Consider the following 14445-nt stretch of genomic DNA (forward strand, 5'->3'; position numbering starts at 1 on the left):
TTCGAAAGTATTAGGCGTTGGTGTTGCGGTCAAGCGCGCCCTGAAGCTGATCGACCGTGTCGGTTAGCGTGCGGATGAACTGAATCAAGGCACGTTTCAAAGGCAACTTTTCGATCTGGCGGTCATCCATCTTGCCCACGTTGTCCATTACCTCGGCTGCTGTGTCGAACGTGTAGCGAGGCGTGTCTTGTGGGTCTGACACAAAGTTAAACGTATGACCTCCACCAATGAGCGCCATTACGTTCAAATAGCCGCCCGTGTAGCTTAGGTCTGATGCTAGGCGCACCACGTAAACGCCGTCAATGTTCTGCTCATTCAGCGCGTGCTTGGCGCTGTAAATCTTAGCGTTGATGTCGTCGATAGTATCTTGCATCAGGTCGATAGTTGCTTGCGTGATCATGGCGTAGCCCTCTTGGGTTGCTGGGATGGAACCGCTCCGCCCCTTCGATGTAGATAACTATACATGGGTGGCGGAGAGAAAGCAAGTAAAAATACGAATAAATTTACGGTTAATTTGTAAGTCCCTGTTCTATATGAAAATGTTGCCACTCTTCCGCCATAGGTCGGATGACACTTACCGCGCCCGTTTTGAACTCCACCACCGCAACCCCTTGCGTCCGGTCCTTGGTGGTGCCAACCTCTAGCGCATGGGCTATCACGTCCTCGTCGACTCCCATCGCCCGTAACTTGTCCGCGTGCGCCTCGGGGTCGGTCTTGTATCCGGTCCCATAGGTGTAGATCGTGATGCGCTCGATAAACCGATGAATGAGGATCTTAAGCTTCAGGCGCAGATCGTCGGGTATTCCGTCACCGTCTACCATGCTCACCAACTCCATGTATTGATCCTGTATGGTGGTTTCATCCCCTACCATGGAGTTGATCACGTCTTCCAGTTCCCCGACTTTCTCGGTCGCCTGTTTGATAGCCTCACGCCCTTGGGTAAACTTCTCTTTCAATAGCGGATCGTCGCCATCGGTCAAGGTGAAAAGCTCTATCAGTTTTGATTGCTGGCTGGTCAGCTTGGCGAGTATCGCTTGCTCGTCGGCTAGTGCGATCTTTGCCTTCTCCAACTCTTCGGCCTCATCCCCGAACGCGTCAGAAAAGTTAACCTTTGACGCACAAAACATCAGCAAAGCGTGTTCCAACTTCTCGGCGTTCATGGAGCCACCCGCGCATTGCAGTGAGTACTTTTTCACGTAGCCCGAGCAAACAAGCGAGCGGGTCACCTTGGCGTTGGGTCGCCTGCTGCGTCCGTCCGACTTGGCGATGATACCCGACCCACAATATCCGCATACACACAAGCGCTGGCCCGTAAGCATGGCTTGAACCAATGAGTTGCGCCCCTTGCCCCCTCCAGTGCCACGACTGGCTATGATTTCCTGAAGCTTGAGAAAGTTAGCCATGTTGATAACCTTGGGGTAATACCCGTCCACCACTACCGGATCATCGCCCGCACGGTTGAATGTCGCCTCGCCTATCAACGCCCTGTTCTTTATCATCCTACTGATGGTCGACGAGTGCCACACCCCTGATGTGTCGTTGTGGTTGCGCTTCTGCCCCTGAACGGTCCTGAACGGTGCCTCTCCGCGTTCGTTTAGCTCTTTGGCTATCATTCCCGCCCCCATGCCCGCCAAGCTCATGTCGACGATTTCACGCACGATTTTAGCCCGTTCTGGAATGAGCACCCACGATTGATCCTTGTCACGCTGGAGCCAAGCCGGAGCGCGCCCGATTTTAACCGCGCCGCTTTTGGTCTTGGCGTCTTTGAGTTGCTTGTCATATACGGCGGTCATCCGCTTTGACTTCTTCAAGCTCTCCTCGTGTGATAGGGATATGGAAAGGATCGAGGTTAGGATCTGTGATGTGTCGGCTATGCTTACACTGTCGATCAGTTCTTCGCGGTGGGCAATGTAAACGCGGATACCTTGATCCAGTATTCGCTTAAGGATCGAAAGTACTTCGAGGGGATCTTGTCTGGATAGGCGGTCAAAGTTCTCAAGCACCAACACTGACCCGCTCGGGATCATGGCCCCGCCGATGATATCGGACATGATACCCTCGGACGTGTTGACCCCATGGAAGGCGCTCAAGCCCTCATCCGCCACGGTGCCTACCCATGGCAGAGATAGATCATTCTCTAGGCGTTCGCCCGCCATGGTGACGACGTCGGTCTGTCTCTTGATGCCCTTCCCGTCCCTCGCTTGCTTGTCACTGGACACACGCAAGTAACCCAAAATACACGGCTTTTTATGCTTCATCTATCACCTTCCTTGTTACACAAATGTATACGACTTATTGGTCAAATACTACCTACAGTGAAGTGACTGGCGCGGTGATGCTCACCAAAGCCTTCAACCCTGTTGTTATGACTTGGGCCGCTGTGACTGCCATTATTCTCGCGCTGGTTGGCAAGCTGGGCGCGCTGCTACAGACCATTCCGGTCCCAGTAATGGGCGGTATCATGATCCTACTGTTTGGCTCTATCGCCACAGTGGGCCTGAACACACTAATCAAAAACCGCGTTGATCTGCATGACTCGCGCAACCTAGTTATTGTCGCTGTGACGCTCGTCTTTGGTATCGGTGGCATGGCGTTTGGTATCGGTGACTTCAGCCTTCAGGGTGTCAGTCTGTGCGGTATCGTCGCTATTACACTCAACTTGGTGCTACCGAGAAAACTGGGCGATAACCACGTGGTTGATAATGCACAAATGGACGATGAAAAGGCCTAATTTTACTTAACCTCTTTTTAATTCAGGCATCCTTTCTCCAAGTGGTGCCTTTTTCCCATCAATATTCCGCCTCGCGTGCTATAACTTTATATGAATCAGTAAAATAGTTATGGAGTCGATATGCGACGGTTTGCTCTAACTCTATTACTCAGCACCTTGGCAGCCACCAGCTCTGCACAAGACTATCACGCAGAAAAAGTCATTGAAGGGCTTTCTATTCCTTGGGCTATCGAATTTGTGTCTCCAACTGAAATGGTGATCAACGAGAAAAATGGCACCATCTCGCTACTCAATATCGAGACCAACCAACGCCAGCCCCTCTATTCTATTAACGATGTCTATCAATCGGGTCAGGGCGGGCTGCTCGATATCGCGCACCTTTCCAATCCCGATGGCTCACACACCCTTTACTTTTCCTACAGTAAGTCAACCCCAGATGGCGTCACACTCGCTGTCGCGCAAGCCGAATTGCGTGGCAATCAATTAGAAGAGTTCAACGATATCTTTGTCGCCAATGCTTACTCTAATACCTCACGTCATTTTGGCAGTCGAATTGAGGTTGCCAAGCAATATCTCTATATCACCATCGGAGACCGAGGAGAGCGGGAAAACGGTCAAGACCTGCAAACCCACGCAGGAACCATAGTCCGCCTTAATCTCGACGGCACAATCCCAGACGGTAACCCATTTGTTGCCAAGCCCGGGTTGGATGAGATTTGGAGCTATGGCCACCGTAATCCACAGGGCCTATTCTATGATCATAAAGAGCAACAACTGTGGTCTATCGAGCATGGTCCTCGCGGTGGGGATGAGATTAACCTGATTGAGCGCGGCAACAACTATGGTTGGCCAAAGGCCTCGCATGGCAAAGAGTATTGGGGTCCGCTCGATGTCGGTGAGGCAGAGTCATTACCTGGCATGGAAGATCCTCTGTTGGTCTATGTTCCCTCTATTGCGCCAAGTAATATGATTTTGTACCGCGGCGAAGCTTATCCTGATCTAGACGGGAAGTTACTCGCAGGCGCCCTCAAGCTCGCGCACATCAACGTAGTCTCTATTACTGACACTGGTTTAGTCGAGTCACAGCGTCTGCTTGAAGACCTTGGAGAGCGCATCCGAGACATCGCACAAAGTCCAGGAGGTGAAGTTTATTTTTCTGCCGACAGTGGCACTATCTACCGCTTAAAAGTTGAATAATCTTGAAATAATCCCTGTGCTCCGAAAAACAAAAAGCTCGCTATGAGAGCGAGCTTTTTAATATTTGAGTGATAAATCAGTGATTAACCGCGACGATTATTACGACTCGGGCGACCTTGATCTTGGCGAGTACCCTGAGCGTTACCAGTGCTAGAGCGACCTGGCTTACGCGTCGGTTTACCACGGCCACGACCTGGGCTGCTCACGCGCTCCTCATGGCGCTTAACCGCACGGCGGATCTTCTGACTCTTAGCACGCTCACGCTTGCGCGAGGTGTTGTCTTTGTTCAGATCCAGCATGGTCTCTTTTTCAGCGCGCAGCTCTACCATATCACGTAGGTAGTTCACGTCTTTCAGTGACAGTTCCATCCAACCGCCACGAGGCAGTTTCTTATCGAGGAAGATATCACCGTAGCGAACACGCTTCAGGCGAGACACGGTACAGTCTTGCGATTCCCACAAACGACGAACCTCACGGTTACGACCTTCGTTGATCACAACATAGAAGGTGTGGTTCATGCCTTCACCACCCGCATAAACCACGTCTTCGAAGCGTGCTAGGCCATCTTCAAGCTCTACGCCGCGAACTAGGCTCTTGATCTTCTGCTCATTCACATCACCGAACACGCGCACAAGGTATTCACGCTCAACCTGACGGCTTGGGTGCATTAGGCGGTTGGCAAGTTCACCATCGGTAGTAAATAGCAATAGGCCTGAGGTGTTGGCATCCAGACGACCAACCGAAATCCAACGTGAGCCACGAATCTTAGGTAGACGGTCAAATACGGTGCGACGACCCTCAGGGTCGTGACGAGTACACAGTTCACCTTCTGGCTTGTAGTAAGCAAGAACGCGACAAATGACCTCTTCTTGAGCCTTGCCTGAAACGGTATGTCCGTCGATACGGATAACAGCGTTTTCATCCTCGAGACGCTCACCCAGCTTAGCCACGATACCATTCACACTCACGCGACCCGCCTTGATCAGTGCTTCAAGTTCACGACGTGAACCGTGACCTGCTCGAGCTAAAACCTTCTGTAACTTTTCGTTCATTTATCTACCTAATGTTGTCGTCTTCACAGACGTCATAATGAATACGTTTAAAAACAATAACTTAGAAATACAAGTCACTGTTTGGGTGGGTATTATACACTGTCCACTCTGTTTTGTACTAAAAATGTCACCACTAAATAGTAAAGCACAGAATCCGCTCAATACGGTTAATAATCTCGCCTAACCTAGCAATGAACCATCTAGCCACACATCGACCTTTGCTCTAAAGAATTCACAAGCTAATACTGCAGCATTTCATATGCAAAACATAAAGTTACCAATATCGACATGCGCAATTGGGTTTATATTGTTCTATGCTTTAATTGAAAGGACGCAGAGCACTTGGTGACAAACTTCCTCCGGTCTAGCAACACCAAGTAACGATCCTTAGACATCCTACTTTTCCATATATTGCCAACCACAGGGAGTGTGTTGGCTTTTTTTTTCCCTCGGGGAAGAGGCGGGATCGCTGCGCTGCGAGAGGCGAGGTTATAAGCGCGCGCGTTCGGTTAGTCGGTCACCTTTATCTATGCAAGTTAAGAAAATTATGGGTCACAGAAAATAAGATTGCATATAACCATGTATGCAACAGAGCACCTATGAGTTACTGTAGTTGTGTGTTAGGGCTACAACTCTCCTAGCGCACGTATGACAAGTATTGGAATTATCCTTTTGCATTCGTTTAGCCAACCATTGCGGTTGGCTATTTTTTTCCCTATTGGGAAGAGGCGAGAAGCGAGATCGCTTTGCTGCGAGAGGCGAGAGTGATTCGTGCGCGCCTCGACTCTCGCTTCTTTATTCAAATTTTAGTTACGAGGAGCGAGTATCACTTCGTTCTGGGTCGCGAGGAGTACGTCATGTGCTAAACTCCTCGCACCTCGAAGGGCTTTGCCCGTCCCCGCACCTCGCACCTGCTATTCAAACGGTGCTGGATCGCCCGAACCAACTCGCATCACAACCGGGTCTTCATCGCTAAAGTCGACAACCGTGGTTGGCTGTTCGCCAAGGTAGCCGCCGTTTAGGATCACATCTACGGCATGCTCGAGCTTATCGCGGATCTCTTCCGGATCGGATTCTGCGATATCACTGCCTGGCAACATCAATGACGTTGACATTAATGGCTCACCCATCGCTTCAAGTAAGTCCAGGGCAATACGATTGTCAGGGACACGGATGCCGATGGTTTTACGCTTGGAGTTCATCAAGCGACGCGGAACTTCCTTGGTGCCCTTGAAGATAAAGGTGTAAGGACCGGGTGTGTTGTTCTTTAGCAAGCGAAACGCGGTGTTATCGACACGCGCATAGAGGGAAATCTCAGACAGATCGCGGCACAACAGAGTAAAGTTGTGCTTGTCATCGATGCGACGGATCTGACAGATCCGGTCCAGTGCTTGCTTATTTTCGAGTTGGCAACCGAGCGCATACCCAGAGTCCGTCGGGTAGACAATCACACCACCATTACGCACGATGGCAACCGCTTGACTGATCAAGCGCGCTTGCGGGTTCTCTGGATGGACATAAAAAAACTGGCTCATTCTTGTTCCTCTTCGTTGTTATCGTTTCCCAACGCCAAATTTTGCCAATCCTTCCACACCGGCTCGACACCAGCGGGAAGCCATAGGTTTCTCCCCAACTCCATCCATGGAGAGGGGTAATGAAAATCACTGCCTTGTGAGGCTAATAGTTTGTATTGTATAGCATAATCAGCCAAGTTGCGCCTTTCTTGTTGCGCTTGTTGTGGCTGAGCGACCTCCATCGCATCCCCGCCTGCTTCCACAAATGCCGCCAGCAGTCGCTTGACCCACTTCGCTGTTAGTTGATAGCGCCCTGGATGGGCTAGCACCGCTTGTCCCCCCGCTTGGTGGATCGCATCGACAGCATCACTCATTGAGCACCATGCCGGCGGGACATAGCCCGGGTTATTGCGGGTAAGGAATTTTTTAAATACCTGCTGAGGGTTTTTGGCAAACCCCTCTTCAACCAGCCATTTCGCAAAGTGCGCCCTGGTGACAGGTGCATCACCGGCAATCTGCTTGACCTCTTCCAATACGCCTTCTCGAGTGGCTTTTGCGAGCCTATGCGCAATCAGCTCTGCGCGCGACTCGCGGTGACGCTTTTGCTGCTCAATCAGCGCTTGCAAAGCACTAGAGTCCGGATCAACGTTAAGCCCAACGATATGAATGTCTTTGTTCTGCCAAACGGTTGAGATCTCAATGCCGTTTATCAATTGGATCGGCAACTGGTTATCTTGAATATATTGATGGGCCGGAGCAAGCCCCTCTAACGTATCGTGATCCGTGATCGCCAAAACATCTAAATCAAAGCTCATCGCCCGATCAATCAAGGCTTGGGGGGTAAGACGACCATCAGAGGCGGTTGTGTGACTGTGTAGATCTATTCGCATAATTATATAAAAAAGTAATTGACTTTTTGCCCTTGCACTAGTTAACTAGTACGCAATTACATAGTCACTGAACCAAAGGCTACTCATGTTACAAGAATTTAACCAAAAGCAAAGCAGCAATAGCGCAATTACCCAAGGTAATTGTGTCTCTGTTGTATGTTCTTGGTGGCGTTCTTGGACTCTTAACGAGTGGGCCTAGACGTGCGATAAAGTAAACACAAATTCATCGTCAAGCCCGCTCACCGTAGCGGGCTTTTTGTTTTGCCGTCTATCTCACATTTAACTGCTTAAACAATCAGCAAATCGACAAAATACAGGATTGGGTCAGTTTGCGCTTTGTGCGAGTATGTACGGCAGGAAGAGATACAACCATTAGAGGGATGTCTTGTGAACAAGACCATTGAAATAAATCACTTGGGTGAACTAGAGGTACTTAATGCAACCGTACCCTACTTCCAGGACCCTACCCGCCTGTTCCACACCCTGTGTGAGAACAAGACTGATAGCTTATTGCTCGAATCTGCGGAGATTGAATCAAAGCAAGACCTAAAGAGCCTACTAATCGTTGACTCTGCCGTGCGCATTGTCTGCTACGGCCACAAGGTGCAAATGACCGCGCTGACGGCCAATGGTCGCCACCTGCTGACTCACCTTGAGCAAAACATTCGCCACAACATCACCAGCGAGTTTTGTGGTGAGGTGCTTACCCTGCATTTTGCCACGCCATGCGATACGCTTGATGAAGACTCTCGCCTGCGTGAGGCGTCTTCTTTTGATGCACTGCGCCTGATACAGCATAGCTTTGATATCAGTGAACAAGATAAACACGCGATCTTTATCGGCGGTCTGTTTGCCTACGATCTTGTGGCCAACTTTGAGCCGCTTGGCGATGCTAAAGCGACCAACCAGTGTCCTGACTACGTGTTCTATGTCGCTGAGACCTTGCTGGTCGTTGACCATCAAACCGAGTCTTGTCAGTTGCAAGCTACCCTGTTTGCCAATCGTGAGCAAAAAGAGACCCTAACTGCGCGTATCGAAGAAATCGCAAAACTTTGCGCTGAGCCAAAACCGTTGCCGGCGGCGGTGAAGGTTGCGGATATGACAACGCAGGTTAGCGTCTCAGACGAAGACTTCTGCCAAACCGTACGCGATCTAAAAGAGTACGTGGTTAAGGGCGATATCTTCCAGGTTGTACCATCTCGTCGCTTCACGCTGCCGTGCCCATCGCCGCTGGCTGCCTACAAGCAACTGAAACAAAGTAACCCAAGCCCTTACATGTTCTACATGCAAGATGAACTATTTACCCTATTTGGTGCATCGCCAGAAAGCGCACTGAAATACGATACAGACACCAATCAAATCGAGATCTACCCAATTGCTGGTACGCGCCGTCGTGGTAAGCACCCTAGCGGTCAGATTGATTTTGATCTCGATAGCCGTATCGAGCTCGAGCTGCGCACTGATATCAAAGAGAACGCTGAGCATATGATGCTGGTAGACCTGGCACGTAACGATGTGGCGCGCATTTCTCAGGCTGGTACTCGTCACGTGGCAGATCTGCTTAAAGTTGACCGTTACAGCCACGTGATGCACTTAGTTTCTCGCGTTGTCGGCCAACTGCGCGGTGACTTAGATGCCCTGCACGCTTATCAAGCTTGTATGAACATGGGCACCCTGACTGGCGCGCCAAAAATTCGCGCCATGCAGCTGATCCGTGATGTTGAAGGCACACGACGTGGCAGCTATGGCGGTGCGGTAGGCTACCTGACCGGTGAGGGAACGCTCGACACCTGTATCGTGATCCGTTCAGCCTATGTTGAAAATGGCATCGCCCAAGTACAAGCCGGCGCCGGCGTTGTATTTGACTCCGACCCACAAGCTGAAGCCGACGAAACACGCGGTAAAGCACAAGCAGTCATCTCTGCTATCCAAGTTGCCCATCAGGAGTGATCATCATGGCGAATATTGTCTTTATCGATAACTTTGACTCATTTACCTACAACCTAGTCGATCAGTTCCGCTCTCTGGGTCATCAGGTCACAATCTACCGCAACAGCATTGCCGCTGATGCGATTGAACAAGCGGTCAGTGAGCTAGATAACCCGGTGATTCTGTTATCACCTGGACCTGGTGCACCGGCTGACGCGGGCTCGATGCCTGAGATTATTCAACGCTTTAAAGGTAAGGTCCCTATGATCGGTATCTGCCTTGGTCATCAAGCCATCGTTGAGGCCTACGGCGGTACGGTAGCTGGTGCTGGCGAGATTATTCACGGTAAGGTGTCGATGATGGCGCACGACGCGCACGCCACCTACGCTAATCTGCCTTCACCGCTTGCCATTGCCCGCTATCATTCTTTGGTAGCGACATCGGTACCATCTAGTCTTACCATTACCGCAGAGGTAGACGGACTGGTGATGTCAGTGGTACAAGAGCAGGACAAGGTGTGTGGCTTTCAGTTCCACCCTGAGTCCATTATGACAACTCAAGGCGCAACGTTGTTGGCAAATGCCATCGACTGGGCGCTGGCGAAATAACTGCGCAAGGATAGGAAGCAAGACCATGGAAACGATTTATAACAAACTGTATGACCAGCAATCACTTACGCAGGAAGAGAGTCAAACGCTATTTGATGCCATCATTCGGGGCGAAGTGAGTGATATCCTGTTGGCATCAGCACTGACCGCACTCAAGATTAAAGGCGAAACACCGGAAGAGATCGCGGGCGCAGCCAAAGCGCTGCTGGCGAACGCGAAAGCGTTTCCGACGCCTGATTACGATTTTGCCGATATCGTTGGCACGGGCGGTGATGGACATAACACCATCAACATCTCCACTACCGCGGCGTTTGTTGCTGCAGCCTGTGGCCTGAAAGTGGCGAAGCATGGTAACCGCAGCGTATCGAGCAAGTCAGGCTCTTCTGATCTCCTTGATTCGTTTGGTATCGACTTGGCGATGAGCCCAGAGACCACTCGCGAGGCGGTTGACGCCCTGGGCGTTGCCTTCTTGTTTGCGCCTCAGTATCACGGCGGTATCAAGCACGCGATGCCAGTGCGCACTACGATGAAAACGCGCACCATCTTCAATATCCTAGGTCCACTAATCAACCCAGCTCGACCAAATATCGAGTTGATGGGTGTCTACAGTGAATCATTAGTGGGCCCTATCGCTGAGACCATGCTCGAGATGAACATGAAGCGTGCTGCCGTCGTTCATGGCTCTGGTCTTGATGAGGTGGCGATTCATGGTGAAACTAAAGTGGCCGAAATTAAAGACGGCGTCATCACTGAGTATGTACTGACCCCTGCGGACTTCGGCCTAGAGAGCTACCCACTTGAGGCAATCAAAGGTGGCGAGCCTGAGGAGAACCGTGCGATTATCACCAATATCCTGACCGGTAAAGGGACGCCAGCTCAAGTTGGTGCGGTCGCAGCGAACGTTGCGCTATTGATGCGCCTATTTGGCCATGAAGACTTGAAAGCCAACACCCAGCAGGCGATTGAGGCAATGAACTCTGGCAAAGCGTTTGATCTGGTTCAGCGCCTAGCCAAGCAGCAATTTGGAAATGACTAAGCCAATGACAAATTCAACCAACCAACTGTCTGATCATGTATCAGTCGCCGAAGCCGAGATGGCCGAAGTGCTCGCCAAAATTGTGCGTGACAAGTATCAATGGGTAGCAGAGCGCAAACAAACTCAGCCGCTTGAGGGCTTTAAGTCCGAACTTACCCCCTCAGATCGTAGCTTCTATACTGCGCTAAGCGGTGAGCAATCAGCGTTTATCATGGAGTGTAAGAAAGCCTCGCCATCTAAGGGCTTGATCCGTGATGATTTTGACCTTGATTACATTGCATCGGTGTACAACAACCACGCCAACGCGATCTCGGTTTTGACCGATGAGAAATACTTCCAAGGCGATTTTGAGTTTCTGCCTCGAGTGCGCAAGCAGGCCAAACAGCCGATTTTGTGTAAAGACTTTATGGTCGATAGCTATCAAGTCTATCTTGCGCGCCACTACAGTGCGGATGCGATCCTGTTGATGCTGTCGGTCCTTGGCGATGAAGAGTACCAACAGCTTGCTGATATCGCACATAGCCTGAATATGGGTGTGCTAACCGAGGTCAGTAACGAAGAAGAACTGCACCGCGCGGTGAGGCTCAACGCTAAGGTAATTGGTATCAATAACCGCAACCTGCGTGACCTGTCGACTGACCTCGATCGCACCAAAGAGCTTGCGCCGCTGATCCGCAAACTGGCACCAGAGGCTACCGTGATCTCGGAATCGGGTATTTATACCCACCAGCAAGTGCGCGATTTGGCCGAGCATGCTGATGGCTTCTTGATTGGTAGCTCGCTGATGGCAGAAGAAAACTTAGAGCTTGCGGTGCGCAAGGTGACATTGGGCGAGAACAAGGTGTGTGGTCTGACCCACCCTGATGATGCGGCTAAAGCCTACCAATCTGGTGCGATTTTTGGCGGCCTGATTTTTGTCAGTCAATCCAAGCGCGCGGTCGACCTTGAAAGCGCACGCCTGACCATGAGTGGTGCCCCACTGCGTTACGTGGGTGTATTCCAAAATCACGACTCAGGCTTTGTTGCTGAAACGGCCAGCAGTCTGGGCCTTAGTGCGGTACAACTGCACGGCGATGAAGACCAGGACTACATCAAGCATCTGCGTGTACAGCTCGATGACAATGTCGAGATCTGGAAAGCCTATGGCGTGTCTGACTGTGCGCCTACACTTATTGATAAGTTTGTCGATCGTCACCTGTTCGATGCCCAAGTGGGCAATCAAAGCGGCGGTACCGGTCAGACCTTTGATTGGTCACTGATCGCAGAGCCGTGCCAAGTGATGCTCGCCGGTGGCCTAGGTCCCGACAATGCTAAACAAGCGGCGCAGCTTGGCTGCCTTGGGTTGGACCTCAACTCTGGAGTGGAATCGGCTCCCGGTAAAAAAGATCTGGTTAAGTTGCAGCAAGCCTTCGCGGCAATCCGTGATTACTGATGCAGCTTACCATTAATGAATTATTTTAAGGAATGAGAACCATGGCAAAACTCGATGCCTACTTTGGTGAATACGGCGGTCAGTATGTACCGCAGATCTTGGTCCCTGCCCTAGAGCAGTTGGAGCAAGCCTTTATTGACGCACAGCAAGACCCGGAATTTCAGAGCGAATTTATGGCGCTGCTGCAAGAGTATGCTGGCCGCCCTACCGCGCTGACTCTGACTCGTAACCTGACCAAGGGTACTAAAACCAAGCTTTACCTTAAGCGTGAAGACCTGCTGCACGGCGGCGCGCACAAGACCAACCAAGTGCTTGGTCAAGCGCTACTGGCCAAGCGTATGGGTAAAAACGAGATCATCGCAGAAACCGGCGCTGGTCAGCACGGCGTGGCAACCGCACTGGCGTGTGCACTCTTGGGCCTTAAGTGCCGCGTCTACATGGGTGCGAAAGATGTTGAGCGTCAAAGTCCAAACGTTTTCCGCATGAAACTAATGGGCGCTGAAGTGATCCCGGTCCATTCAGGCTCTGCAACACTGAAAGATGCGTGTAACGAAGCGCTGCGCGACTGGTCAGCAAGCTATGAAGAGGCCCACTACCTACTTGGTACTGCAGCTGGTCCTCACCCATTCCCAACTATCGTGCGTGAATTCCAGCACATGATTGGTGAAGAGACTAAGAACCAGATCCTCGCTCGCGAAGGTCGTCTTCCAGACGCTGTGATTGCGTGTGTTGGCGGTGGCTCAAACGCGATTGGTATGTTTGCCGACTTTATCGAGGAGCAGAGCGTGCGCCTAATTGGTGTTGAGCCAGCGGGTAAAGGTATTGACACTGATCAACACGGTGCACCGCTTAAGCATGGCACGACCGGCATCTTCTTCGGTATGAAAGCGCCACTGATGCAAGATGAACACGGCCAAATCGAAGAGTCGTACTCGGTGTCGGCTGGTCTCGACTTCCCATCAGTCGGCCCACAACACGCCCACCTCAATGCGATTGGCCGCGCGGAATACGACAACGTTACCGATGATGAAGCACTGGATGCCTTCCAAGAATTGGCGCGCAGCGAAGGCATCATCCCTGCTCTAGAATCGTCACACGCACTGGCTCAAGCGCTGAAAATGGCGCGTGAGAACCCAGAGAAAGAGCAGCTGCTGGTAGTCAACCTATCTGGACGTGGTGACAAAGACATCTTCACCGTACACGCCATCCTAGAAGAAAAAGGAGTGATCTAATGGATCGTTATAATGCGATGTTCGCGCGCCTCAACGACAAAAACCAAGGCGCTTTTGTACCGTTTGTAACGGTCTGTGACCCAAACCCTGAGCTGTCTTACCAGATCATGGAGACGCTGGTAGAGTCTGGCGCAGATGCCCTGGAGCTGGGTATCCCATTCTCAGACCCATTGGCTGATGGCCCAACGATTCAAGGTGCGAACATTCGCGCACTGGAGTCGGGTGCTACCCCTGCTATCTGTTTTGAGCAGATTGGCAAGATCCGCGCAAAATACCCTGAGCTACCAATCGGCTTGTTGATGTACGCTAACCTAGTGTACTCGCGCGGGATTGACAACTTCTACCAGCGCTGCGCTGAGGCGGGTATCGATTCTGTGTTGGTGGCTGATGTGCCAACCAACGAGGCGGACGAGTTTATTCAAGCAGCGCGTAAGCATGGTGTGCACCCAATCTTTATTGCGCCACCAACGGCTACAGACGAAACACTCAAGCAAGTTTCTGAGCTAGGCGGCGGTTACACCTACCTACTCTCACGTGCAGGCGTCACCGGCGCAGAGACCAAGGCGAACATGCCAGTTGGTGATATGCTAGGTCGCCTCAACCAATTTGATGCGCCACCAGCACTGCTTGGCTTTGGTATTTCTGAGCCAGCGCAGGTGAAGCAAGCCCTTGAAGCCGGTGCAGCAGGCGCAATCTCTGGCTCTGCCGTGGTGAAAATCATTGAGGCTAATGTTGAGCAGCCAGACACCATGCTCAGCGAGCTGAGCACGTTTGTTAGCTCGATGAAAGCTGCTACTGCTTAATTCCCCTGGGGGAAGAGGCGA

At 51.3% G+C, this 14445-nt stretch carries 13 protein-coding genes and 1 pseudogene; 9 read left to right on the forward strand and 5 right to left on the reverse strand.

Features of this window, described 5'->3' with window-relative positions; all coding sequences use genetic code 11:
• Window positions 1-10: 10 nt before the first annotated feature.
• On the reverse strand, window positions 11-400 hold the full coding sequence (locus tag ACSTTG_RS06040; RefSeq protein WP_438474124.1) for a hypothetical protein: 390 nt from the start codon (window positions 398-400) through the stop codon (window positions 11-13).
• A 109-nt stretch (window positions 401-509) separates the two neighbouring features.
• A complete protein-coding gene (locus tag ACSTTG_RS06045; RefSeq protein ID WP_438474125.1) occupies window positions 510-2258 on the reverse strand; it encodes a recombinase family protein in 1749 nt (582 codons plus the stop codon).
• 44 nt (window positions 2259-2302) lie between these two features.
• On the opposite strand from ACSTTG_RS06045, the pseudogene ACSTTG_RS06050 reads away from it, so the two are divergent.
• Together ACSTTG_RS06050 and ACSTTG_RS06055 are read left to right on the forward strand one after the other, a co-directional pair.
• Window positions 2303-2731: pseudogene (locus ACSTTG_RS06050) on the forward strand (solute carrier family 23 protein); the annotation flags it as partial.
• 120 nt (window positions 2732-2851) lie between these two features.
• Complete coding sequence (locus ACSTTG_RS06055; protein ID WP_438474126.1) at window positions 2852-3928, forward strand: PQQ-dependent sugar dehydrogenase; 1077 nt, start codon at window positions 2852-2854, stop codon at window positions 3926-3928.
• An 83-nt stretch (window positions 3929-4011) separates the two neighbouring features.
• Here ACSTTG_RS06055 and rluB read toward each other — a convergent pair whose 3' ends face one another.
• The 3 genes from rluB to rnm all read right to left on the reverse strand — a co-directional run bounded on the left by rluB (window position 4012) and on the right by rnm (window position 7384).
• Window positions 4012-4980: a 23S rRNA pseudouridine(2605) synthase RluB gene (gene rluB, locus ACSTTG_RS06060; protein ID WP_438458158.1), complete on the reverse strand. Its 969-nt coding sequence runs from the start codon at window positions 4978-4980 to the stop codon at window positions 4012-4014.
• 914 nt (window positions 4981-5894) lie between these two features.
• On the reverse strand, window positions 5895-6515 hold the full coding sequence (locus ACSTTG_RS06065; RefSeq protein WP_438474127.1) for an L-threonylcarbamoyladenylate synthase: 621 nt from the start codon (window positions 6513-6515) through the stop codon (window positions 5895-5897).
• Window positions 6512-7384, reverse strand: a complete 873-nt coding sequence (gene rnm / locus ACSTTG_RS06070) for an RNase RNM (protein WP_438474128.1) — start codon at window positions 7382-7384, stop codon at window positions 6512-6514. Before rnm ends, ACSTTG_RS06065 begins: the two co-directional genes overlap by 4 nt.
• 85 nt (window positions 7385-7469) lie before the next feature.
• On the opposite strand from rnm, the gene trpL2 reads away from it, so the two are divergent.
• The 7 genes from trpL2 (at window position 7470) to trpA (ending at window position 14424) form a co-directional block, all read left to right on the forward strand.
• Window positions 7470-7583 carry a tryptophan operon leader peptide gene (trpL2, locus tag ACSTTG_RS06075; RefSeq protein ID WP_438458155.1) on the forward strand — a complete coding sequence of 38 codons (114 nt, stop codon included), beginning with the start codon at window positions 7470-7472 and terminating at the stop codon, window positions 7581-7583.
• Between the two features lie 188 nt (window positions 7584-7771).
• Window positions 7772-9334, forward strand: a complete 1563-nt coding sequence (locus ACSTTG_RS06080) for an anthranilate synthase component 1 (RefSeq protein ID WP_438458154.1) — start codon at window positions 7772-7774, stop codon at window positions 9332-9334.
• Between the two features lie 5 nt (window positions 9335-9339).
• Window positions 9340-9921: an aminodeoxychorismate/anthranilate synthase component II gene (locus ACSTTG_RS06085; protein ID WP_438474129.1), complete on the forward strand. Its 582-nt coding sequence runs from the start codon at window positions 9340-9342 to the stop codon at window positions 9919-9921.
• 25 nt (window positions 9922-9946) lie between these two features.
• On the forward strand, window positions 9947-10957 hold the full coding sequence (gene trpD, locus ACSTTG_RS06090) for an anthranilate phosphoribosyltransferase (protein WP_438474130.1): 1011 nt from the start codon (window positions 9947-9949) through the stop codon (window positions 10955-10957).
• Window positions 10958-10961: 4 nt separating this feature from the next.
• Window positions 10962-12389 carry a bifunctional indole-3-glycerol-phosphate synthase TrpC/phosphoribosylanthranilate isomerase TrpF gene (trpCF, locus tag ACSTTG_RS06095; RefSeq protein ID WP_438474131.1) on the forward strand — a complete coding sequence of 476 codons (1428 nt, stop codon included), beginning with the start codon at window positions 10962-10964 and terminating at the stop codon, window positions 12387-12389.
• 41 nt (window positions 12390-12430) lie between these two features.
• Complete coding sequence (trpB, locus tag ACSTTG_RS06100; protein WP_438458150.1) at window positions 12431-13621, forward strand: tryptophan synthase subunit beta; 1191 nt, start codon at window positions 12431-12433, stop codon at window positions 13619-13621.
• A complete protein-coding gene (trpA, locus tag ACSTTG_RS06105; RefSeq protein WP_438474132.1) occupies window positions 13621-14424 on the forward strand; it encodes a tryptophan synthase subunit alpha in 804 nt (267 codons plus the stop codon). The genes trpB and trpA overlap by 1 nt, the downstream gene beginning before the upstream one ends.
• Window positions 14425-14445: the final 21 nt, after the last annotated feature.

It is taken from the genome of Vibrio glycogenivorans (genome assembly GCF_051660965.1).
GTDB lineage: Bacteria > Pseudomonadota > Gammaproteobacteria > Enterobacterales > Vibrionaceae > Vibrio.

Coding starts and splice junctions, on each gene's coding strand:
- ACSTTG_RS06040 (WP_438474124.1), bottom strand. CDS start 400: ATGATCACGCAAGCAACTATCGACCTGATGCAAGATACTATCGACGAC.
- ACSTTG_RS06045 (WP_438474125.1), bottom strand. CDS start 2,258: ATGAAGCATAAAAAGCCGTGTATTTTGGGTTACTTGCGTGTGTCCAGT.
- ACSTTG_RS06055 (WP_438474126.1), top strand. CDS start 2,852: ATGCGACGGTTTGCTCTAACTCTATTACTCAGCACCTTGGCAGCCACC.
- rluB (WP_438458158.1), bottom strand. CDS start 4,980: ATGAACGAAAAGTTACAGAAGGTTTTAGCTCGAGCAGGTCACGGTTCA.
- ACSTTG_RS06065 (WP_438474127.1), bottom strand. CDS start 6,515: ATGAGCCAGTTTTTTTATGTCCATCCAGAGAACCCGCAAGCGCGCTTG.
- rnm (WP_438474128.1), bottom strand. CDS start 7,384: ATGCGAATAGATCTACACAGTCACACAACCGCCTCTGATGGTCGTCTT.
- trpL2 (WP_438458155.1), top strand. CDS start 7,470: ATGTTACAAGAATTTAACCAAAAGCAAAGCAGCAATAGCGCAATTACC.
- ACSTTG_RS06085 (WP_438474129.1), top strand. CDS start 9,340: ATGGCGAATATTGTCTTTATCGATAACTTTGACTCATTTACCTACAAC.
- trpD (WP_438474130.1), top strand. CDS start 9,947: ATGGAAACGATTTATAACAAACTGTATGACCAGCAATCACTTACGCAG.
- trpCF (WP_438474131.1), top strand. CDS start 10,962: ATGACAAATTCAACCAACCAACTGTCTGATCATGTATCAGTCGCCGAA.
- trpB (WP_438458150.1), top strand. CDS start 12,431: ATGGCAAAACTCGATGCCTACTTTGGTGAATACGGCGGTCAGTATGTA.
- trpA (WP_438474132.1), top strand. CDS start 13,621: ATGGATCGTTATAATGCGATGTTCGCGCGCCTCAACGACAAAAACCAA.